This is a genomic window from Euzebyella marina, from assembly GCF_003687485.1.
Lineage (GTDB): Bacteria > Bacteroidota > Bacteroidia > Flavobacteriales > Flavobacteriaceae > Euzebyella > Euzebyella marina.
In genome coordinates this window covers 414011-435151 of record NZ_CP032050.1, presented here as the reverse complement: position 1 = coordinate 435151, position 21141 = coordinate 414011, and the positions used below count along the sequence as shown (strand labels likewise).

Genomic DNA, 21141 nt, shown 5'->3' with positions numbered 1-21141 from the left:
AATGAAAACAATCAGAATAGGTAGTGGAGCAGGATATGCAGGTGATCGCCTAGAGCCTGCTTTGGATTTATTAAAGTATGCTAACCTGGATTATATATGCTTTGAAGGACTTGCCGAAAGAACCATTGCGTTGGCTCAAAAGAACAAGAAAGCGGACCCAAAAAAAGGATATAACGAGCTGCTTCTATATCGCATGGAAAAGATTTTACCCCTACTTCATCAGAACAAAACTAAGGTAATTACCAATATGGGAGCCGCCAACCCCAAGGCAGCTATGGAAGACATTGCCAAATTAGCGAAACATCTGGTGCTGGAAAACTTAAAAATTGCCGCGGTTTTAGGGGATGACATTTCACACAAAATTGAGGAGTATAATGGCGAAAATGTAATTGAAACCGGTGAGCCTTTATACGAAATAAAAAAAGAGTTGCTTTCGGCAAATGCCTATTTGGGGATTGAAGGTATTGTAGAAGCTTTAAAAAATGACGCCGATATCATAATTACAGGAAGGGTTGCCGATCCTTCGCTTTTTTTAGCCCCGATGGTTTACGAGTTTGGCTGGGAAAAATCGGATTGGGAAAAAAAAGGCAAAGGCACATTGATCGGGCATTTATTGGAATGTGCCGGACAGGTAACTGGCGGGTATTATGCCGACCCTGGAATAAAGGATGTGCCAAACCTATGGAATCTTGGTTTTCCATATGTAGAGGTCGATGCACTAGGGGAAGGTTTTATTACCAAATTGAAGGAAAGTGGTGGAATGGTGACAACGGCCACCTGTACGGAACAATTACTCTATGAAATTCACGCCCCCGAAAATTATATCACTCCAGATTGTATTGCGAATTTTTCAAAAGTAATTTTTAAGGAAATAGCGCAAGACAAAGTTAAATTTGAAGGCGCATCGGGAAAAAAGGCCTCCCATACCTATAAAGTCAGTGTGGGTTACCTCAACGGATTTATAGGCGAGGGCCAGATGAGTTACGGTGGCCCAAATTGTATCGCAAGAGCACTTCTTGCCAAAGAAATTGTTGAAAAACGATTAGAAAAATTACCTTTTGATATTTCGGAATTGCGGTGTGAGTTGATTGGCATTAATTCTCTATTGAATCAAAATAAAATGCCCGACCAACTCAATGAGGTTCGTCTTCGTGTAGCCGGGAAAACCCAAACAAAAGAAGAAGCTCAACAGATTGCCAATGAAGTTGAAACCTTGTACACCAATGGGCCCTATGGTGGTGGTGGAGCGACCAAAAAGGTAGATGAGATTATATCCATCGCATCCATTTTAATTCCAAAAGAAGATTTTAAAATCGATGTTCACTACATAAAAATATAGTTATGAAGTTATGGCAAATTGCCCATGTTAGAACGGGCGACAAAGGGAATATCAGTAATGTATCGGTCACCGTATATGATACAAAAGATTTTAATTTGGTACGCGATAAATTAACTCCGGAATTCGTTAAAAATTGGTACGGAGCTCAAGTTTTAGGTGAAGTGAAAAGATATGATTTACCGCAACTTGGAGCCTTTAACTTTGTAATGCATGATGCGCTTAGTGGTGGCGTCACCTCATCAACGGCATTGGATAAACACGGAAAAACATTGGGCGCCTACTTATTAGATATCCCTCTTTAAAAAATATGCTCATGAAAAAGACTTTAATACTTCTTTGCTTTGTCGTTACAGGAAACCTTATTGCCCAAGAGGTAATACAAGGAAAAGTTCTCATCGACTCTATTTACTCCAAAAATTTGGAGAATGATTTCAACGAAAACCCGACAAGAGCAGTATCTATATATCTGCCACCAAATTACGACCAGTCAGATACCCGGTATCCTGTTATTTATTTCTTGCATGGCTTTTTAAATGACAACAGCCTCATGAATTACATGAAAGACCTGTTTGATTATGCCATTGCCGAGAAAAAAATAAATCCTTTTATTTTGGTAGTGCCTGATCAAAAAACCACCTATGATGGTAGCTTTTATTCCAATACCGGTGTGTTTGGCAACTGGGAAGATTTTACGGCCTTAGATCTGGTCTCTCATATGGACAAGAACTATAGAACTTTGGCCAAAGCTGGAAGCCGTGGCATTACGGGACATAGCATGGGAGGGTATGGAGCATTAAAAATAGCCATGAAACACCCTGACATTTTTGAAACCGTATATGCCTTAAGTCCCGGTGCCCTGACAATAGTTAGGGAATATGGGCCGAACAGTGATACTTATGTAGAATTTTCTAAAATGAAAACCATCGAAGACCTATCTAAATCTTATTTCGGGAAGGTAATCATGGCTTTTGGCAGGTCTTGGTCGCCCAACCCTAGCAAACCTCCTTTTTATTTTGACCTGCCCTTTGAATATAAGAATCAAGAACTTGTTGCCAATCCAGAGGTACTTGAAAAATGGTACGCTCAAATGCCCGTTCATATGATTGATGTTTATTTGGAAAACCTGAAGAAACTTAGGGCCATCAAATTAGATTGGGGACGAAATGCCGGCGAACGTTTCACCATACAATGTAAAATGTTCAGTCAACGATTGGAAAATGTTGGTATTACTCATTTTTCCGAAGAATATATTGGCACACATACCAATAATATCTATACCAAAGATGGTCGAATTCCGCAACAGATGCTACCTTTCTTTGATTATTACCTTGACTTTGAACAGTAATGAGCATATCTAAACGTAATCCCAAAACTGTACTCGAGTGTTCGTAGAAAACATTAATTCTGATTAAATCATTCCACGTATAGGTTGGGAACTATCTTAATAAAACATACCACTTCAAAATACCAAAGGCGGCTTATGAACTTTAAAGCTCTTCGCCGCCTTTAGCTTTCACCAACACTAACTTTTTTAAAATGCGTAGCCCGCAGAGATTTGAATAATATTATTCTGGCTGCTACCGGAATAGTTTTCTCCCTTGACATTAGCAATACCCTTGTTATACCGTAGACTGAAGAAAATATTGTTGGCTAGCTTGTAGGATGCGCCAATACCAAAACCGATATCTAGATTTTTGAATTGGTCGTCATCTGCGTTAGAAGACACCAAAAAACCTACCACAGGACCTGCTTCCGCGCTCAATCCCTGTAGAATATGGTACTTACCTAAAATGGGCAGGTTAACATAATCCAGCTTTAGATTATCACCATTACTCCCATAATCCCAGTTGCTACCCTGCGAGGAATATAATAGTTCGGGCTGCACAGAGATTTTATCGGTGATGGGCACCTCTACAACACCTCCTAAATGAAAGGCAACTCTAGACCCCAAATTTCCTACACCTACATAATAGTCGCCCCCGAGATTAGAAATATTGACTCCGGCCTTCACCCCAAAACCAAAATCTTGGGCACTTGAACAAAAGGAACCAATTGTTAGAAAGAATACGAATAATAGATTTTTCATGTGTAAATAGTATTTGATTGTTTCCTATTGGTGACTTTCTAACCAAAAGGTTAACGTTCACATGAAAAAAATTCCTAAAAAAGTTTTAACTGCCCCTCTTTGAACTGTTCATGCAGATCAGTGTTCAGTTTCGGAAAAGCCTTATTTTTAAAATAGGTTCGTTTAGCGAGATTGACCAAATCATGAATCTGCGTTGCAATCGTACCTTCCCCTCTATTCCTAATTCCAAAGCGGCTATCGTTCAAGGTACCTCCGTGGCACTCTTGAATTTGGTGTAAGACTTTATCGGCCCTATCCGGCAGGGCCTTTTTAATCCAATCTTCAAAAATCTGACCGATTGCCCCGTTCAATCGAACTACCGTAAAACCAAAAGAAAGTGCCCCATTATCTGAAACGGCTTTTGCCAATTTCATAATCTCATGGCTATTGATGCCCGGTATAATAGGAGCCAGCATGGCATTGACGGGAATGCCATTCTCCGACAGAACGCGAATAGTTTCCAATCTTTTTTTTATAGTGGTCGTTCTAGGCTCTAGAATTCTTCTGGTTTCTTCTTGAAGAGAGGTTACTGATACGTTTACGCCTATTAGATTATGGTGGGCCAATTCTTTTAGTAAATCAAGGTCTCTAAGCACCAAGGCATTCTTGGTAATGATACCGACCGGATGACGGTATTTCAGAAAGATGCCCAAACAGGCCCTTGTCAATTTAAATTTCTTCTCGGCCGGCTGGTAGCAATCTGTATTGCCGGAAAGAACAATAGTTTGGGCCCTCCACGACTTGGTTTTTAGTTTTTGTTCCAATAAAGAGGCAGCCGCTTTTTTGATAAGAATATTACGCTCAAAATCTAGACCGGCACCGTAACCCCAGAACTCATGCGAATTACGGGCGTAGCAATAAATACATCCGTGCTCACAACCTTGGTAAGGGTTCATTGAAAAGGTCATTCCCACATCAGGACTGGTGACTTTATTGACTATAGTTTTCGGAAATATGGGAATATAACTGGTCTTATTCTTATCGGCTTCTTCCCCTTCTATACGGCAAAACTCAAGAAAATCGTCTCGGGTTTCATATATATGTTCAAGAAAGCGGTTAGGCATTTTCTTTTGAGCCCCCCTGCCTTTAACGTAATTCTTATCATTCACTTATTTAGGATTTATTCCAAATTTATGGAATAAATCCAATTTCAATAAATGAATTAAATCAATTAACAGTTACTTGAACCATTTGTTTTTTAGAACCTCTTTTAGCATAAAATAGTAGGGTATCGGTACCGTTATTGATCAGTGGTCTCGATACCATAATAGGAAGGCGAACCTCTTTATCATCAACCAGTTTTTTATAGGAAAGGTCTCCGGAAGCATCTACTTTGATCACGAACATATTCGGGTTTCTACTAAAACCTTGTTTAAACAAAATTCGTTCTTTACTTATTTTTTGGGGGTTCTCACCAGAGTTGATAAAGAAGTACATATCCTCACCATGCCCATAAGCCGTATATGAGGCATAAGAAGCATCGCCCTGGGTTACTTCGGCCTTGTTGATATTTCTGGCCCAAAGCATCTTACCGTTAGCGTCAAGTTTTGCCAATACAATATCGTTGTAATGATAGCGCTCGGTAATTTGGGTACCTCCTGAGCTGATATCTTCTCCTTTCGTCACAAAATATTCCTCTGCACTGAAAAGAATATTTTTCTCTGGAGTGATATGCACACTTTTAAAGATGAGGTTCTTTATTTCGGCGTCAACTTCGCGACCGAACTTATCGATCATAAATTGTTCGGAAAACGGATTGTATTGCTTCGAAGAAATGTTCAATGAACCTTTGTCCAAATTAAAATAGACCAGTCCATTGTAGCGATTGTCTTTTCTATCTGCATAAAAACCTACCACTTTCAATTCATTATCGACTAGAATTGGCTTTAACGATTCAGGAAACCTACCGGCATCGGTAAACTCTTGAACGGTATGACCCGCAGCGGAGACCTTTACCAGCTCATACTGAAAACGGCGTTCTTTTAAGTCGGATCTTCTTTTCTTGAAGTAGGCCTTTCCCATCATATAAAGTGACGAAAGGTCTTTAGAGACCTCAATGTTCTCAAAAGCATAATTCTTCTCTTCGATTGCCTGAGTGAAGTCGTACTCCAATCTTTTGTTCAAATCGGTACCGTACAACAATATTTTATATTTCTGGTCACGGCCTTCCCTATAGTGCACCGTGATAGCAAAAGCCGAACGCTCATCATTGAAATGGGTAGCTGTGGAAAAACCGTTACCAAAATTTCTATTGTATTTATTTACCGCTAGCGGATTGATAACTTCTTTAGAGGGAACGGACAATAATTTACGTTCTGTAAAGTAAAAATCACTCAAGGGTGTTTGATGCACCATGTAAGTGTATGCTTCGGCATCAATATCGTAAGTGAGTTCCAATAAATAAAGCTGCCCGTTTTTTACAAAACCGTCGACCATATGGGCACCTGAATGTTTATAGTTAAAATCGACCTTTAGATTAAGGTTTTCGTCATAAACCTCGATAAAGTAACCTTTGGGCCTAAGTGGAAAACCACCATAATACGTGCGCACCAAAACGGTTTCACCGGCTGTGGAGCTTTCGATTGATAAAACCGTCGAATATTTATACCTGTCGGAATAATTTTCGCCAAGTTGATAATTTACGGGGATTTCTTGAGCAAAAGCAGTCAAAGCCGACCAGAAAAGGAAGGTCGACAATATAATTTTTGTGCGCATAAGTAGGTTTTTCGCTTTACGCTACCTACCGGGAAAATCTGCTTTTCTTTTTTCTAAAAATGCAGTGGTTCCTTCTTTAAAGTCTTCTGTGCCAAAGCAGGCGCCGAAGGCTTCGATTTCGGCAGCATATCCGTTACTATTCTTAAAACCAGCATTTACCGCTTTTATTGCATGGCTAATGGCCACGGAGGAATTATTCGATATCTTGTCGGCCAACTTCTCACAAAACTCGATCAATTCTTCTTGAGATACCACATGATTGACCAAACCGTAACTCAAAGCACGGTCGACATCGATCATACTAGCTGTCATAATCAACTCTAATGCCCTGCCCTTACCGATTAATTGCGGAAGGCGCTGGGTACCCCCATAACCGGGGATAACACCTAGAGAAACCTCGGGCAAACCCATTCTGGCATTGTGGCTTGCTACCCTAAAATGGCAGGCCATGGCCAATTCAAGACCACCCCCCAAAGCAAAGCCATTAATTGCTGCAATGACAGGCTTTCGTAAATTTTCGATGTAGTTAAAGACCGTTTCTTGACCTTCAGCGGCCAATCGGCCACCCTCCTCTTCCGAAAAATGTGCAAATTCAGAGATGTCGGCACCGGCCACAAAAGCCTTCTCTCCGCTTCCGGTAAGAATAATTGTTTTGACCTCGTCATCTTCCTCTAAGGCAGAAAATGCCTCGTGAAGTTCTTGCAGTGTTTCTTTATTAAGGGCATTTAATTTTTTCGGTCTGTTAATGACCACTTGACCAATAGCCCCGTTATAAGTAATTAAAAGATTATTGAAGTTCATATATCTATATTAAGTGTATTAATGTTATGCGCCGGCCTTCGGTAGTTTTACGCTGAAAACCGTGCCCTTTCCAATCTGCGATGTAAACTCAATGGTTCCCTTATAGGTTTCAACAATATTCTTGACCATACCCAAACCAAGACCCATTCCGCTGGTCTTTGTGGTAAATTTCGGTTCAAAGATTTTATCGCGGTTCTCGTCTTCAATACCGACACCATTATCAGCAACACATATTTTCACGAAATCATTATCCGCTGTAACCGACACCAGTATTTTTGGAGATTCTACTTCAGGTACTGCCTGAATGGCATTCTTCACCAAATTGGTCACCACACGAATCAATTGTGTTCGGTCCATCTTGGCTATAATCTCATCTTCATCTGATATGAAGTGAATGTATTCTTCATTAAATATATCGAGGGCCAGCTTAACGATTTTGACCACATTAAGGGTTTCGTTCTGTTGAGCGGGCATTTCGGCAAAATTTGAAAATGCCGAAGCGATGCTGCTCATGGTGTCGATTTGTTGAATCAAGGTTTTCGAAAACTCTTCAACTTTTTTGCCAATTTCAGCATCGTTCGGGTCAAACTTTCTTTCAAAACTTTGTACGGTCAATCGCATGGGTGTCAACGGGTTTTTAATCTCATGCGCTACCTGTTTGGCCATTTCCCTCCACGCCTGCTCTCTCTCACTACGTGCCAATTTTACCGCACTTTGCTCCAATTCATCGATCATCGCATTGTAAGAGGTAATCAATTTTTTGATTTCTTCACTAGGGTTTTCTATCAAAATCTTTTCATTTCGTTTGGTCAAATGGGTACGGCCCAACATATCTGAAACCGTCTGCAAAGACCTGGTAATGAAGGTAGAAATGAAATATGCCAAACCAATGGCTATAAAAAGCATTAGTAAGTAGACCGCGCCCAAACGACCCAAGAACTCCCTTAACTCCATATTATTAAAGGAATCATCTTCATAGTAGGGCAAGTTCAATATACCAATCGGTTTGAAACTTTTGTCATTTATATAGGTATAGGAGGCTTGATAATTATCGCCTGCCAATGCCTTTTCTTCTACGTATCTTTTGGTAGGGCTGGCCTCAAGACTGTTCAATACTTGTGCATCGAGACAATTGGAGACCGAATCTACCTCGAATTTGGGCCGTGAACTTTTTAGAAGCTGGCCCTCCAAATCATAAATATTGAGACGTTGGTTTTGAACATTTGCAATGCGATAAATTTCCATTTGAAAAATAAGGTGCAAATTTTCAGTAGTAACGGGATAGGTAGTTTCCCTAAGCACATAGTCGACACTTTGCCGAACCTGTTCTTCTTTTCGCTCTAACCGACCCACATGATAATCTTTTGATTGCTCGTTATACTGAAATACCGTAACACCGGCAATCAATACAGAAGCTATGACCACCAATAGGATCATAGAAAAGAATATACGTGACCTTAACGATAATTTAGTGAGCAAAAGGCTAGGGTTTGCTATCAAAGGTAGCAAATATCAAACCAAAAAATAAGGTCTGATGTAAGCATGACCAACGCCCAAAAGCAATTGACCTAGAAATAAATGGATAAGAACTAAGCGTCCGGATTCTTCTGCCGAATTCGCTTGTAGAGCTTGATTCCCAACATCAACAAAACTCCTAGCACGATGATGCCGACCACCCCAAAAATCCAGTTGATGGTACTTTTCAAGATAACCAAAAAGACAATCGCAAAAAGAATGAGGGTCGCCCCTTCGTTCCAAACACGCATGTAGTTAGAGGAATAACGAATCTCGTTTCGCTGTAGCTGTTTAAAAATAACGTGGTTTCTTAAATGATAACCGATCAGCAGAAGAACAAACCCCAATTTAATGTGCATCCAGCCCTGCTGAAGAAGCACTGGGGAAAGTATTAATAACCAGATGGCGAATAAAATGGCGAGTACGGCGGAGGGCCATGTTATAATATACCAAAGCCGTTTCGTCATTAGTTGAAATTGTTTGGTAAGTATCTCTTTTTCGGGAGAGCCTTTTTTAGATGCCTCGATGTGATAGATAAACAGTCTGGGAATATAGAAAAGCCCCGCAAACCAAGTGATTACGAAAATGAGGTGAAGCGCCTTTATATAATTGTAATAATTCAAATCGTTTGGACCAATTTTCGCCCAAAGGTAGCGAAACGATGCTATTTTAAACTGACATCACTTGAGCATTTCATAAATCTGATAATTGACCGGATCCAATGGCAAGGTTGTACTTTTCTTATCAGGAAATTGCTGAAAGATGTACTTCAAATTTCCATTTTTATCCAACACTAAGAACTTTGGGTCTTCGGGAACCGAAATATTCTTGATATACCACGAGATACACTCATTCAGCACCGGAAATTCTGCCTTTTTTGCAACTACTGTGGTATTGCCTTGTTTCGCTATCAACGCCAGCGCATTGTAATTGCCGCTTTTGACCAATTTGTTCATGGCTTTTAGGTGGTTACCCTTTACCTGCGAAACATCTTTATAAAGGCCGACTAAGCTATATTTACCTAAGATACCTTGTTTAGACACCTTTCTGCCACTACCATCTTCAAATTCAAAATCGGGCAAAGGCTTTTCCAAAAAATCAAACACTCGGTATACCTCGTTATCTTCCTCTTCTTGCATGACCACTATAGCAATGTTCTCAATAACGGAATCTTTGGCAATGAAACGCTCGAAGGTTTTATAAGTGACTATTTGAGGATTATATTCTTGCGCAATTTGCGCCAAACCTCGGTTAAATGTAGGCTCATCAACCAAAGCGTCATCGATTTGAAAATATTTCTGACCCACAATTAGGTGGGTTACCGAAAAAGAGAGAAAAACGAAGAAGAATTTTAAGGCTTTCATGCGTTCAAAATCAATACCTCAAGTTTTTTAAAAGTACATAATTTTTTGTTTTGGTAGTCAGTACCATACATTACCTCCGACATCTAATTCGAACTATTTGATGGAGTTAAAAAAAAGACCTGCAAAACATGACCGTAACAAAAGCCCTTGCTATCTTACCAATAAGAAAATAGTTGTGCCATGACAATTGCAGAAAGTAAAATACATTCAGACAAGATTACTGCCGAAGACCAAGCGACCCTGTTGCTTGCCAAACAAAGAATGGAACAGGTCGGCTGGGCCATGCAAGGTCTCAACCAAGTGGGAAATTTAATCGAGAAACGACTTGAATTGCTTCCAAAAAAACAACAGCAGTGGCTGCAAAAGGTGTCGTACAAAGTTCTTTACAATGTGGTAAGGGCCAACCTTCTGTCTATGAAGAATGACCAACCTAAGAAAGTGCCGCTAAATATGGCTTACAAAGCTATGGTCACCACTTCGGGAGCTGTGGGGGGTGCTTTTGGAATAACAGCATTTGCCGTGGACTTAGGTCTTACTACCAAGTTGATGATGCGTTCGATAATGGATATTGCCCGGAGTGAAGGTGAGAACCTTGGTGAATTGGACACGCAACTTGCTTGCCTACAAGTTTTCGCCCTAGGCGGAAAAACGAAACATGATAATAGCCTCGATACGGGGTATTTTGCTACAAGAATTGCCTTAAACGCAGCTGTTAAAGGGTCTTCGACCAAACTAATTGAAAGCCTGTTGGTCACTTCTAGCAGTCCACTTCTTAAACTTATATCAATTGTGGCCTCGAGATTTAGCATTCAGGTTTCAGAAAAATTTGTGGCCCAAGCAATTCCCGTTGTCGGAGCGGTAGGTGGTGCCTCTATCAACCTCGCTTTTATTCAACACTTTCAGAATATGGCCCAGGCCCATTTTAGTATTCGCAGACTAGAAAGAAAATATGGCGAATCGCTTGTTCGTAAAAGCTACGAAGGTCTAACTATATAGATTAAAGCATTCTATATTCACCTTAGCCAAATTAGCCAGTTAAAAATTGGCTGGCTTTTGAAATGCCAGTTTACTGAATTACCAAAGTGCTCTTTATTTCTCTTCGTAGATAGATACCCGTAACCACAGTAGCCAAAACATCAGCGAATAAAAAGGATAGCCAAACCCCGAGCTCATCAAGATATAATGGCAAAATTAAAATGAGCGGTATAAAAAAGAAGCCTTGCCGTGTTAAAGTCAGCAACAGAGCAGGAATGGCCTTACCTATAGCTTGAAAGTAGGCCGCGCCAATGAGTTGTAACGCGATAATCGGGGTAGCGCCGAAAACCAATCGCATGGCCAGGGTAATGTTTTCTAAAACAAATGAATTGGCAGCCAGACTTTCTGCGGACTGATCCGGTCGATCACTCAGAAACATCGATGCGATTTCTTGTGGAAATACCATTAAAAAGATGAATACCAGTGCTGCCAAGAGAGAAGCATATCGAATGGCAGTATTAATCGACTCTCGTACCCTTTGGTATTTTTTAGCACCGTAGTTGAATCCAGCAATTGGCAAGAAGCCTTGTGTCACCCCGAAAACTGGGAACAAGGCGAACATTTGCATTCGCCCTATTATACCGTAAACGGCCACCAATGGCTCCCCTCCAAAACCGAATAGAATATTATTCATTAAAAGATAAACAATACTTGTTGTCGCCTGTCTCGCCAAGGTCACCACCCCTAAAGAACCAATTTCTTTAATAATCATTGGGTCGGGCACCAAACTGGACCATGTGAGTCGCAGTTCTGAATTTTTAGATATAAAAAAGTAGGTGATATAGAGAAAGCAAAAGATATAGCCTGCCGTCGTCGCCCATGCTGCACCGTGCATTCCCCAGTCAAAAATATAGATGAAAACGTAATCAAAAACCAAATTGGCAATGGAGGGAATAATCATCGCTATCATAGCGAACTTAGGTTTACCCTCCGCACGTATAACGGTATTGCCCATCATACTGAATGCCAAAAACGGTATACCGTAGAGAACAATGATATAATACACCTTGGCAGGTTCGAAAATGGCGCCCTTTCCACCAAATGCCGGTATCAGTTCATCAACATAGTACAGCCCTAAAAGAGCCATGCTAACCGTAATAAAAAAAGTAAGGGTTATCTGGTTACCAAAAGTTTGAACAGCTTTCTTGTGGTTATTGGCCCCGAGAGCTCTAGAGATTATGCTCGAGCCTCCTATACCGATGGCCATACCTAAAGCCCCAATAAAAAAGGATACTGGCAATACTACATTGATGGCAGCAATGGCAATGGCCCCAATCCAATTTCCTACAAAAATGGAATCGACCAGAATATTGAGTGACATGACCAAAATTCCGATGGAAGCCGGTACCGCTTGTTTCACCAGTAGTGTTCCGATGGGTTCCGAGCCAAGCTGTTCCGCTGAAACTTTAGTCATTTAAAAACAAAATCTTATGCTTTCAGGCCCTTTAAGACCTATTCATTTAATGGGGCAAATTGCCCGTTTCTTCCCAATTATTGGCCCATTGAGCCATTAGAGACACCCAAGCATCATCATCGTTCAAGCAAGGTATGTGCTTGTAATCGGTTCCACCCGCTTCTAGAAATTGATTTTTACCTTCCATGGCAATCTCCTCAAGCGTTTCCAGGCAATCGGCTACAAAAGCGGGGGTTATAACCGCCAAACGCTTTTTGCCTTCTTTTGGGAATCGCTCAAATTCGTAATCGGTATAAGGCTTTAACCATGGGTCGCCCGCCAATCTTGATTGAAAAGACGAGCTTACTTTCTCTTCCGGTAAATTCAGCTCTGCCTTCACCAATTCGGTCGTATCGTAAACCTGATGTCTGTAGCATGTATTGTGTGCTACGGAATTGGTAAAACAGCAGCTACCATCAATCTTACAATGGTATTTGGTAGGATCAGACTTCTTTACATGCCTTTCAGGAATACCGTGATATGAAAACAGGATATGATCGTACTCAAAATCTTTTAATGAATCTGCTATTGAGGCAGATAGGACTTTGATATAATCAGGATTTTTATAAAATGCGGGTAATGTGGTCAGTTTGACATTGGGGAAAAACTCTTTTTGAACTTCCATAACCTTTACCACTACCGTTTCAAACGAAGACATAGCGTAATGCGGATAAAGGGGCACCAAGAGTACCTCATCGACACCCTGTTGCCTCAACTCATCCATCGCTTTTTTAATGGTCATTGATCCGTAACGCATACCGAGTGCCACCGGCATTTTAGTTTGCTTCTTCAATTTTTCGGCAAACCTTTCGGAAATAACTATAAGCGGAGACCCTTCTTCCCACCAAATTTTTGAATAGGCTTCCGCTGATTTTTTAGGTCTGGTCTGTAGTATAATGCCCCTAACCAAGATATTGCGCCATACTTTATTGACATCAATAACACGCTCATCCATCAAAAATTCATCTAAGTAGGGCTTAACATCCTTCGGGGTAGGGCTATCTGGCGAACCTAGATTAACGAGTAAAACTCCTTTCATTCAAATTTTCATTATCGGCCTTATTTTCATTTTATAAAGAGATTTCTCTTGGGCCGTAGATTTTCAGATGCAAAAATAAGGGTTGATTTTGAGCATATTGTCAGTTTAAAGAAATACTTTTTGATAATACTATAGTTTACATCAATTTTAGCACCATTTGCACACCCTACTCAGTCGGTTTTTAGTATCATAAGAATACTAAAATCTATTGCTATGATCAATGAATTCATCGATTTGAACAGTCGTTCTTTCTTCATTCTCTTAGGTGCGCTAGCGGCACTTTTTATCGCCTATTTTATCTTACTTTTTATCATTCGAAGGTTGGGCAATGACCCTAAGTACTTATTACCTCTTGAAACGGTAAAAAAAGTTAGTGCACCCATAGGGCTGATCTTATTTTCTATATTTCTTCGATTGGAATCACTAAGAAAAATTCTTCAATTAGAAGATTACGCGTACTACTTTAGAAAAGCAAGCACCCTACTCTTTATACTGGCTTTTACATGGCTAATTTTAAGTGCCATTAAAATTGTCAAGCATCATATTGTGGGTAAATACGATATGCAGGCGACCGACAATTACCGCGCCCGAAAAGTAACTACCCAGTTTAATATTTTAGAACGTATCGTAGTTTTCATCATTATTATTCTCGCCGTCGGTATTGCCCTTATGAGTTTTGAGGGCATACGTGAAATCGGGGTGAGTATTTTTGCCTCCGCAGGTGTAGCAGGTATCATCATCGGCTTTTCAGCCCAAAAAATGATAGGCACCATTTTGGCCGGAATTCAAATCGCAATCGCCCAGCCAATTAAAATTGATGATGTAGTCATCGTTGAAGGTGAATGGGGCTGGATAGAGAAAATTATGCTCACTTATGTAGTCGTTAAGATTTGGGACAAGCGACGGCTCATTGTACCGACCACTTATTTTATAGAAAAACCCTTTCAAAATTGGACGAAGTCTTCTGCTGATATTCTAGGCACCGTATTTCTGTATACCGACTATAAAGTTCCAATAGATGCACTTCGAAAAGAGCTAACCAGAGTTCTCAACAATACCGATTTGTGGGATGGAGAGGTAAATGTACTTCAGGTAACCGATTCAAAGGCCAATTATGTGGAGACAAGGGCCTTGATGAGCGCTAAAAATTCACCTACCGCTTGGGATTTACGAGTACATGTCAGGGAAAAATTGATTCTCTTTTTACAGGAAAACTATCCGGAAAGTTTGGCCCGTACCCGGGTCAGTTTTGAAAGTTCTTTGGCCGTTGAACAATTAAATAGCAAAGATTAGGCTTTGGCGAAAAGATGAATATTTGACCCGTTTAAAAGCTTTTAAACGAATTTTTCCTACAACGTTTTCGAGATTGTCTACTTTCACCAAGCTTAAACCCTAGCTCATGAATATTAGACACTGTTGCCTATTATTTTTTTCCTTATTGGTATTTATTAATTGTGAGGAACCGGAGGTTATCGAAGAAGTCACAGATTTCGAACAGGTTCAAGAACCTAGTGAAGAAATAGAAGAAGAACAAGAAACTGAAGAACCGGAAGAAGCAATCGAACCCGAACTGATTACTTATTTGACTTTTAATTCTGGTGAAATGTATAGTTCAGAAGATAATGACAATTATATAATATTGCATGATCAGAACGGAAAACTACTTGATTACAAAGCTTTTGAGAACAATGAAACCTTTGTCTTTGAAAAACTGGATTCTGCTCTTGTAGATGTAAGCAGCATAACCGTCACATTAGCAAGAATGAATTCGAATCAGGAATATGGGACCTTTAACGTAATCAACAGCTTCACAGGAATAGAAAAAGGTCTGATTCTACATACTAATACGAACGAGAAAGACTCAAGCGAGGAAACTAACAGCCTAGAGATAAAGTCAGGGGATAAGCTCTACCAAAGAGTTTCTAAGAACAATAGTGAACGAGGCAATTATAGTATATATGTTCACAATGTTGATGGAGTATCTCAAATGGCTGTTTCCAATAACCACGGAGATTATGGCGTATTTGACCTCGATATTGATACGGATACTTATGTATTAGCAAATAGAAATTTCAAGAGAGACGAAGAATACTTTATTTACATTGAAGATTTCTCTGGAAATTATAGGTACACCTATTTCAAAACCCCACAACTAGACTCAGATATTATTTTAGACTTTAATGATTTTAGCAAATTTGATCAATTCGTGGATATAAATCTTCCTGAACATCAAGAATTACGTTATCTCGTCAAATTTAGAGAAGACCTTAACAGCCCTAATGGCTACATGACCACGGGAAGAGTAACAAGCTATGGTGAAAAATCTACTGCTCGATTCGGCTTCATAGAAGGAATGCCAGACTATAGAGCAATTTTAAGCTTAAAGGTAGATGATACATGGGGGTATGGCATAACGGGTAACTTTAACTCTATTCCACAAGAGCAAGATTTACCTTTCATTTCCAAACCAAATTTCGAAATGGTAAACAATGACCTTCATCATCTAGAATACACGACAGATATTTCTTATATAGCTTATACTTCTTATTGGAAACATGAGGTTGATGAATTAAATCAGCCCTATTACATTACTGCCTGGACCATAGAAGGATCAAATAAAGAAAAACCAATTATTGGTCATTTACCTGAAGAAATATTAGCCAAACACCCTAATCTAGAATTAGAAAAATTAAACTACAGTCAAACAACTTTGACTACTCAAGGAGCTACTTATTCTGAAAGAGTCAAACACTTGTTTGATATGGAGGAATACGAAACAAAACCAATGTACCAGCACATTACAATGTATGCAGACAAATAAGATGTAATTCTTAACTTTGGTTGAATGAAGATTAACCAAAGCCTCTTAGCCGTCTATTTATTTTTCTGTTGGAATTTGGCCAATTGTCAACAAATCACATGCTCCCCAGCGGATAAACAAGCTGTAGAAGATAAATTGGTCGAAATTGAGGGCCTTCTGGAAGACGATTTTGGCAAGACCCTCATTAATATCGGAAAGACCTTTCTAAAGACGCCCTACGTTGCCAAAACTCTCGAAATAGGTGATACCGAAACTTTAGTCGTTAACTTACAGGGGTTGGACTGTACCACTTACGTAGAAAACGTATTGGCATTTGGAACACTCTTAAAACAAGGCAAATCGAATTTTGATGACTTTACAGAAACCCTTGAAACCATTCGGTATAAAGACGGAGAGTTGACAGGGTATGCTTCCCGACTTCATTACTTTTCAGAATGGATCGCCAACAACGAAAAAAAAGGCATCATCAAGGATATCACCTCTGAAATAGGAGGAACAGAAATTAAAAAGGATATCAACTTTATGAGTACCCATAGAGGCCTATATCCATTTCTATCCGACGACACCAACTTTGAAAAGATAAAGGCCTCCGAAAATTATTTAAATAACCAGAGCATTTGTATGCTGCCTCAAGACCAAATTGAAGCAAACGAACATCTTATCAAAAGCGGAGATATTATCGCGCTTACTACCTCTATTAACGGGTTGGATATTACCCATACCGGTTTTGCCACCAGAGAAAAGGATGGACGCATTCATTTGTTACATGCCTCTACAGGGTCTATGGAAGTAAAAGTTTCTAAAAAACCATTAGCGGAATATTTAAAAGGCATCAAAAAAAACACGGGTATTATGGTTGCCCGACCGCAATAAGAGCTATTCAACAAACCAGTCAGTCTTTAACACGTAAAACAACTACTGAATAAGCTATAGTATTAGTGGCTTACCGGCTTCATAAGGTATTTAGTCTGAGTATTGAAGTCAATCTTCCTATTACTAAAATTACAAAACCAACCCAATGGTCGGTTTTATAAAATCATTAACCAAATTACCTCTCCAAACAATAAAAAAGGCCACCTAGAAGATGTTGCCTAAAATTAGGCTCATCGTAAGCCGCATTGGAGTGCCCACCAGCAGTATAAAACACTCGACCACCATCATATTCTTGATACCACGAAAACGGATGGTAATTTCCGTTGGTTCCACCCTGGTAAGAGCTCTCATCGAGCATAATCAAGGGGTTGATTCCTGAGTAGATATCTTTAAAATTATACCATTCTTCAGTGCGCGTCCAAATACTGGGTAAATGCACAGTCGAAGAATGACTTGAGTTCACTACTTCTAAATTGGCCTCCTGAATATTGGGGTGGCCATTAAAATAAGCACCTACCAATTGCCCGTACCAAGACCAATCGTACTCGGTGTCGGTAGCAGCGTGTACGCCCATAAAACTACCTCCTGATCGAATATAGTTTTCAAAGGCGGTCTGTTGGGTACTATTTAGAACATCCCCCGTGGTATTAAGAAAAACCACTACTTTATATTGTGCCAGATTGGTCGTATTGAAATCTCCACTATTTTCGGTCTGTACTACTTCAAAATCATTGGATTGCCCCAACGCTTGAAAAGTGGCTACCCCTTTTTCAATGGATGAATGTCTAAACTCAACAGTCTTCGTAAAAATCAAAACTTTATCTGTCTCAGGCTCTTCCTCCTGAAGGGTTAAAACCGAAATACCTAAACTTTTTCCCGATTCATTGCCTTTTGCATCGTAGGCGGAAATTTCAAACCTATATGTAGTGGAAGGTGTTAGACCGGTAATTTTAGTAGATGTAGTGGTCGCAGAGGTTACTTGTTCGTTGTCTTGATAAATGTAATAGCCCATCACCTCAGTATCATCGCTTGAGCTTCCCCACGATAAATCAACGGTGGTTGTTGCTGTTTCTGTAGCTGTTAAATTCTGGGGTACAGAAGGCGGAGTAGTGTCTTCTACTACTGTAGGTTGGGTCGACACCCTCAATTCGGCACTGGGTTCAGACATGTTTTCGGCCTCATCCATTGCCCTTATTTGAAAACCATACTCTGTACCAGCTTCTAGATTGGTAACTTGATAAGATGTCGAAGTAACCGAAGTAATATTAGTGCCATTTTGATAGACCAGATAACTCGCTACAGTTGTATTATCGGATGAAGCTTCCCAAGTTAGAGTAATCGAATTTTCAGAAATTTGGCCCGAAGATAAATTGGCAGGTGCTGTCGGAGGCTCTTCATCATTGGGTGAAGTTACCTCAGCCAAAGTAGTGGCCTCTACGGTAACACTTTGATCCGATTCTTGCTCATTTTCACCAATGGAAGTGACCGAAAATCTGTAGGTGGTCTCAGCTTCTAAATCTATAATGTTCAGGGGGCTTTTCTCTGTATTTGCTTTGAATATACCGTCTTGATACACCTTAAATACACTAATCGCGCTGTCCTTTGTAATTTCCCAGTGCAATTCCATTGAACTGCTAGAAATATTGGAAATCGATAAACTGGTTGGAACAGGCGGTGCACTTTCTTCTGGCGAGCTACTTTCTTCTTCTGTGGTCAGGGATAAATTTTCACTTTTGGGGGACTCTCGTCCATCTTCAACCACTAACGATACGGTAAAGCTGTAAGTAGTTTTTGGAGAAAGGGAATTTACCTCAAAAGAAGTGTTTGATGTAGACCCAATGAGTACATCATCTTGAAACACGCGAAATTCTTGCACCGACAAAGTATCGGAAGGTTGGCTCCATTCAAAAGAGAGAGATTCAGAGCCTACTTCAATGACTCGTAAATTGTCAGGTGGTAAAGGCAAGGTTGAAACACTATCCTTTACCTCATCCTCCAAAGTTGTTACACGCAAAATTTCTGAAAAAGGCGATTCTCTTTCTTCGTTATCCCAAGCAGTTACTGCAAAACCATAGGCATTTTGGGGCTGTAAATCTTTTACTTGATAAAGATTATCTTTTACAACACCTAGCAATATCGAGTCTTGATAAACCCTAAATGCGGTAATTTGTAGACTATCCGCCATAGAATTCCATGACAAATCAATCGAATTAGAAGTTGTATTGGTGCTTCGCAAACCTACAGGCGCAGGTGGAGGTAAAGTATCTACCACTGCCTCTGCTGGCTTGGTAATTATTTCAACTATGTTACTAGGCCTTGTGCTTTTTTCTTGCCCATCTATGGCCACTACATAGTAAGAGTACTCGCTTTCAGGCAATAAATCCCGAACGGTATACTTCGTTTCTTTTAAGGCAATGACCTCAGTAGAATCTTGAAACAGTTTAAACTCTTTTACTGATGAAAGGTTAGAATCTGTGCTCCAACTTAGTTGAACGCTCGTAGGCATTATACTATCTATTTTCAGCTTCGGCGTCAACAACAAAACACTGAAAGGATTAAGGCTATCTATATTGACAGAATCACGAGGCACAGAATCCATAGCTTTGGTTACTACTAGTAATTCCTCACTGAAGGTAGACTGGTTACCAGTTTTGTCGGTTGTTCTAACTAAAAATTGATAGGAAGTCTCGGGTTTTAAACTTTTGGCCCAATATTGGGTAACAGTATCTCTAAAGACCTCAATACTATCTTGATAGACCACATAATAGGCGACCTTTTCGTGGTTCGAAGACTTCTCCCACGTCACAACGGCCGAAGAATCTGTAACTGTGTTTGCGGTCAATCTTTTAGGAGGCTCCGGAAGTGCTATATCCGGTAATATCATTTCCTCAGTAGGTTGCTCTTCGTCTTTTTGACAAGCGACAATAATAAGGGATAATAAAATAATTGTAAGGGAAAGCAGGCCAAACAGTGGTCTTTCTTTCATTTTCGAGGGAAGGATTTAGGGTAAATACCAAGCTATAGTTTCTCGGAATACAAAGTTCTAAATTTGATTGAAAAAAATTAACCCTTCCGCATTTTTTTTGAAAAAAACTTATTTTTTCGTCTTAAAGTTTGATGATTATAATTTTAACCCCTATTTATAAACAGCAAAATGTGAATTTATGATTAATTCGTGGCCAAAGCCATTAAATACTTTTTAGGCGTAGTGCCATACTTCTTTTTAAAAGCGGCTATAAAGTGACTGGCCGTGCTGTAACCTACTTTTAGGCCTACCTCATTAACATTGTGCTGACCAGTTTCCAGCATTTTGCGAGCGTACTCCATTTTGTAGTCAAATAGAAAACTATAAACCGAATCTCCATAAATCTGCTTAAAACCTTCCTTCAACTTTTTTAATGAGAGTCCGATTTCATCTGACAGCTCATTTAAGGTCGGGGGTTCGGCCATTCTTGAAATTATAATTTCTTTCGCCTTTCTTATGCGTCGAACATTGTCTTCATCGACCAAAAACGGACATTGTTCAATATCGGCATCATCGCTCTTGTTGAAATAGAGCGAAATGAGCTCGTACACCTTGCCTTTGATATAAAGTTCCTTTACAGACGGGTGTAGGTTGTAGTTCATTATCTGGCTCAAGACAACGGCAATGGCCGGGCTTACGCCCTCTTGAGAATAATACTTTTTATCTTTATTCTCTGCACTTAAAAAAGGTATATAATCGGCCTCTTTTGAAAACAAGGAATGGAATTTACGTATGGTCATCACCACCGATACCATCCACGAATTAGGGTTCAATTCCAGGTTCATGGGCAAATCCATTTGCGTGTTGTAAAGCAATAATGAATTTTCTTCGGAAACCTCTAGGGCATACCGCCCATCATTAAATATAAACTTGGCACTGCCCTTCAAACAAAAGTGAAACTGTATAAAACTACTTTTGATATCTCGGGTTACCTTTTGCATATCAAGACCATCGTTCTGAATTTTTAGAACGTAAAATCCATCTTCGATAAGTACCTCTTGAAACGAACCTACAGCGACATTTTTTTCCATATTAA

Annotated in this window: 18 protein-coding genes; 7 read left to right on the top strand and 11 right to left on the bottom strand. The window is 39.8% G+C overall.

Annotation, left to right across the window (positions count from 1 at the left end; genetic code table 11):
• Position 1: 1 nt before the first annotated feature.
• The 3 genes from D1013_RS01830 to D1013_RS01820 are packed head-to-tail and all read left to right on the top strand — an operon-like array spanning position 2 to position 2684.
• The gene (locus D1013_RS01830; protein ID WP_121847261.1) at positions 2-1339 is read left to right on the top strand and encodes an acyclic terpene utilization AtuA family protein; all 1338 of its coding nucleotides are present in this window, start codon (positions 2-4) and stop codon (positions 1337-1339) included.
• Between the two features lie 2 nt (positions 1340-1341).
• Positions 1342-1641: an AtuA-related protein gene (locus tag D1013_RS01825; protein ID WP_121847260.1), complete on the top strand. Its 300-nt coding sequence runs from the start codon at positions 1342-1344 to the stop codon at positions 1639-1641.
• Between the two features lie 11 nt (positions 1642-1652).
• Complete coding sequence (locus D1013_RS01820) at positions 1653-2684, top strand: alpha/beta hydrolase (protein WP_121847259.1); 1032 nt, start codon at positions 1653-1655, stop codon at positions 2682-2684.
• Positions 2685-2870: 186 nt separating this feature from the next.
• Here D1013_RS01820 and D1013_RS01815 read toward each other — a convergent pair whose 3' ends face one another.
• From D1013_RS01815 to D1013_RS01785, 7 genes are all read right to left on the bottom strand, one after another.
• On the bottom strand, positions 2871-3425 hold the full coding sequence (locus D1013_RS01815; protein ID WP_121847258.1) for a porin family protein: 555 nt from the start codon (positions 3423-3425) through the stop codon (positions 2871-2873).
• A gap of 74 nt (positions 3426-3499) precedes the next feature.
• Positions 3500-4573 carry a PA0069 family radical SAM protein gene (locus D1013_RS01810; RefSeq protein ID WP_121847257.1) on the bottom strand — a complete coding sequence of 358 codons (1074 nt, stop codon included), beginning with the start codon at positions 4571-4573 and terminating at the stop codon, positions 3500-3502.
• A gap of 58 nt (positions 4574-4631) precedes the next feature.
• Entirely contained in the window at positions 4632-6179 is a 1548-nt protein-coding gene (locus D1013_RS01805; RefSeq protein WP_121847256.1) for a hypothetical protein, read from the bottom strand.
• A 21-nt stretch (positions 6180-6200) separates the two neighbouring features.
• Complete coding sequence (locus D1013_RS01800; RefSeq protein WP_121847255.1) at positions 6201-6980, bottom strand: enoyl-CoA hydratase/isomerase family protein; 780 nt, start codon at positions 6978-6980, stop codon at positions 6201-6203.
• A gap of 24 nt (positions 6981-7004) precedes the next feature.
• Entirely contained in the window at positions 7005-8417 is a 1413-nt protein-coding gene (locus D1013_RS01795; protein ID WP_121847254.1) for a sensor histidine kinase, read from the bottom strand.
• A 152-nt stretch (positions 8418-8569) separates the two neighbouring features.
• On the bottom strand, positions 8570-9118 hold the full coding sequence (locus tag D1013_RS01790; protein ID WP_121847253.1) for a CopD family protein: 549 nt from the start codon (positions 9116-9118) through the stop codon (positions 8570-8572).
• 57 nt (positions 9119-9175) lie between these two features.
• Entirely contained in the window at positions 9176-9859 is a 684-nt protein-coding gene (locus D1013_RS01785; RefSeq protein WP_121847252.1) for a hypothetical protein, read from the bottom strand.
• Between the two features lie 180 nt (positions 9860-10039).
• Between D1013_RS01785 and D1013_RS01780 the strand changes: the two genes are divergently transcribed.
• On the top strand, positions 10040-10855 hold the full coding sequence (locus D1013_RS01780; RefSeq protein ID WP_121847251.1) for an EcsC family protein: 816 nt from the start codon (positions 10040-10042) through the stop codon (positions 10853-10855).
• Between the two features lie 70 nt (positions 10856-10925).
• On the opposite strand, the gene D1013_RS01775 is transcribed toward D1013_RS01780, so the two are convergent.
• The gene (locus D1013_RS01775) at positions 10926-12308 is read right to left on the bottom strand and encodes an MATE family efflux transporter (RefSeq protein WP_121847250.1); all 1383 of its coding nucleotides are present in this window, start codon (positions 12306-12308) and stop codon (positions 10926-10928) included.
• 46 nt (positions 12309-12354) lie between these two features.
• On the bottom strand, positions 12355-13386 hold the full coding sequence (gene hemH, locus D1013_RS01770; protein ID WP_121847249.1) for a ferrochelatase: 1032 nt from the start codon (positions 13384-13386) through the stop codon (positions 12355-12357).
• Positions 13387-13599: 213 nt separating this feature from the next.
• On the opposite strand from hemH, the gene D1013_RS01765 reads away from it, so the two are divergent.
• The 3 genes from D1013_RS01765 to D1013_RS01755 all read left to right on the top strand — a co-directional run bounded on the left by D1013_RS01765 (position 13600) and on the right by D1013_RS01755 (position 17080).
• On the top strand, positions 13600-14679 hold the full coding sequence (locus D1013_RS01765; protein ID WP_121847248.1) for a mechanosensitive ion channel family protein: 1080 nt from the start codon (positions 13600-13602) through the stop codon (positions 14677-14679).
• Positions 14680-14785: 106 nt separating this feature from the next.
• Positions 14786-16207: a hypothetical protein gene (locus D1013_RS01760; protein WP_162987777.1), complete on the top strand. Its 1422-nt coding sequence runs from the start codon at positions 14786-14788 to the stop codon at positions 16205-16207.
• 24 nt (positions 16208-16231) lie between these two features.
• A complete protein-coding gene (locus D1013_RS01755; RefSeq protein ID WP_121847246.1) occupies positions 16232-17080 on the top strand; it encodes an N-acetylmuramoyl-L-alanine amidase-like domain-containing protein in 849 nt (282 codons plus the stop codon).
• Positions 17081-17255: 175 nt separating this feature from the next.
• Here D1013_RS01755 and D1013_RS01750 read toward each other — a convergent pair whose 3' ends face one another.
• Both D1013_RS01750 and D1013_RS01745 read right to left on the bottom strand, forming a co-directional pair.
• Complete coding sequence (locus D1013_RS01750) at positions 17256-20066, bottom strand: ThuA domain-containing protein (protein ID WP_121847245.1); 2811 nt, start codon at positions 20064-20066, stop codon at positions 17256-17258.
• A gap of 182 nt (positions 20067-20248) precedes the next feature.
• The gene (locus tag D1013_RS01745) at positions 20249-21136 is read right to left on the bottom strand and encodes an AraC family transcriptional regulator (protein ID WP_121847244.1); all 888 of its coding nucleotides are present in this window, start codon (positions 21134-21136) and stop codon (positions 20249-20251) included.
• Positions 21137-21141 lie beyond the last annotated feature (5 nt).

Coding starts and splice junctions, on each gene's coding strand:
- D1013_RS01805 (WP_121847256.1), bottom strand. CDS start 6,179: ATGCGCACAAAAATTATATTGTCGACCTTCCTTTTCTGGTCGGCTTTG.
- D1013_RS01830 (WP_121847261.1), top strand. CDS start 2: ATGAAAACAATCAGAATAGGTAGTGGAGCAGGATATGCAGGTGATCGC.
- D1013_RS01755 (WP_121847246.1), top strand. CDS start 16,232: ATGAAGATTAACCAAAGCCTCTTAGCCGTCTATTTATTTTTCTGTTGG.
- D1013_RS01775 (WP_121847250.1), bottom strand. CDS start 12,308: ATGACTAAAGTTTCAGCGGAACAGCTTGGCTCGGAACCCATCGGAACA.
- D1013_RS01800 (WP_121847255.1), bottom strand. CDS start 6,980: ATGAACTTCAATAATCTTTTAATTACTTATAACGGGGCTATTGGTCAA.
- D1013_RS01745 (WP_121847244.1), bottom strand. CDS start 21,136: ATGGAAAAAAATGTCGCTGTAGGTTCGTTTCAAGAGGTACTTATCGAA.
- hemH (WP_121847249.1), bottom strand. CDS start 13,386: ATGAAAGGAGTTTTACTCGTTAATCTAGGTTCGCCAGATAGCCCTACC.
- D1013_RS01750 (WP_121847245.1), bottom strand. CDS start 20,066: ATGAAAGAAAGACCACTGTTTGGCCTGCTTTCCCTTACAATTATTTTA.
- D1013_RS01825 (WP_121847260.1), top strand. CDS start 1,342: ATGAAGTTATGGCAAATTGCCCATGTTAGAACGGGCGACAAAGGGAAT.
- D1013_RS01780 (WP_121847251.1), top strand. CDS start 10,040: ATGACAATTGCAGAAAGTAAAATACATTCAGACAAGATTACTGCCGAA.
- D1013_RS01760 (WP_162987777.1), top strand. CDS start 14,786: ATGAATATTAGACACTGTTGCCTATTATTTTTTTCCTTATTGGTATTT.
- D1013_RS01815 (WP_121847258.1), bottom strand. CDS start 3,425: ATGAAAAATCTATTATTCGTATTCTTTCTAACAATTGGTTCCTTTTGT.
- D1013_RS01820 (WP_121847259.1), top strand. CDS start 1,653: ATGAAAAAGACTTTAATACTTCTTTGCTTTGTCGTTACAGGAAACCTT.
- D1013_RS01795 (WP_121847254.1), bottom strand. CDS start 8,417: ATGATCCTATTGGTGGTCATAGCTTCTGTATTGATTGCCGGTGTTACG.
- D1013_RS01785 (WP_121847252.1), bottom strand. CDS start 9,859: ATGAAAGCCTTAAAATTCTTCTTCGTTTTTCTCTCTTTTTCGGTAACC.
- D1013_RS01765 (WP_121847248.1), top strand. CDS start 13,600: ATGATCAATGAATTCATCGATTTGAACAGTCGTTCTTTCTTCATTCTC.